This is a genomic window from Mesorhizobium sp. M8A.F.Ca.ET.021.01.1.1, from assembly GCF_003998025.1.
GTDB lineage: Bacteria > Pseudomonadota > Alphaproteobacteria > Rhizobiales > Rhizobiaceae > Mesorhizobium.
In genome coordinates this window covers 1-674 of the sequence record NZ_RZSJ01001055.1, presented here as the reverse complement: position 1 = coordinate 674, position 674 = coordinate 1, and the positions used below count along the sequence as shown (strand labels likewise).

The window sequence follows — 674 nt, the reverse complement described above, 5'->3', positions numbered from 1 at the left end:
CTCGGGCATCGCGTGACCGAACGCTACGCCGACATCCGCTCCGTCCTGCTCATTGATGCCGTGACGCGCATTCCCGAAATGGCTGACAAGCTCGAAGATGTCGCGCGCACGCTGGAGCTGATGACCGGCATCTACGAACAGGCGGCGCGCGCCGCCGCCACGCACCGCCGCCGGCATCCAAGGCCGGAGCCCGGCGGCGACGCCGGCGACAGTAAGGGCTAGGACGCTTAGGCGGGCTGGCTCTGCGCCCTCGCAGCGGTCTGGCTCTGCGCTTTGGTGGTGATGAACACGCCGGCGGTGATGATGACCGCGCCGACCCAGGTCAGCAGTTGATAGTGCTCGCCAAGGAAGATCGTACCGGCAAACAGCCCAACGGCCGCAGCGACATAGCCGATCTGGCTGAGATAGACCGGGCCGCCCACCGCCTGCAGCCGGAAGAAGAAAGCAAACATCGCCGATGCCGAGGCCATCTGTGCCACGACGATGAGCGGCACGGTGCCGAGCTGGGCGAAGGCCTTGCCTCCAAGCAAGGTCAGGATGCCGACGAGCAGCATCGCCGCGGACGCCAGATGGCTGCCGACCGCGAGTTCGATAGGACCGGTTCCTTCCGGCCAGTCGATGGTGCGATAGATGTTGCCGGCGGCAAGGCTGACGGGAATGAGCAGGCCCATGAT

1 protein-coding gene and 1 pseudogene are annotated in these 674 nt (G+C 66.0%); one reads left to right on the top strand and one right to left on the bottom strand.

The genetic code is table 11. The features are described from left to right. Positions 1 to 222, top strand: a pseudogene (locus tag EOA36_RS36550) (hypothetical protein); the annotation flags it as partial. Positions 223 to 227: 5 nt separating this feature from the next. Here the strand turns inward: EOA36_RS36550 and EOA36_RS36545 are convergent. Beyond that, positions 228 to 674, bottom strand: a 447-nt coding sequence (locus EOA36_RS36545; RefSeq protein WP_145969563.1) for an EamA family transporter, incomplete at its 5' end; no start/stop codon positions are given.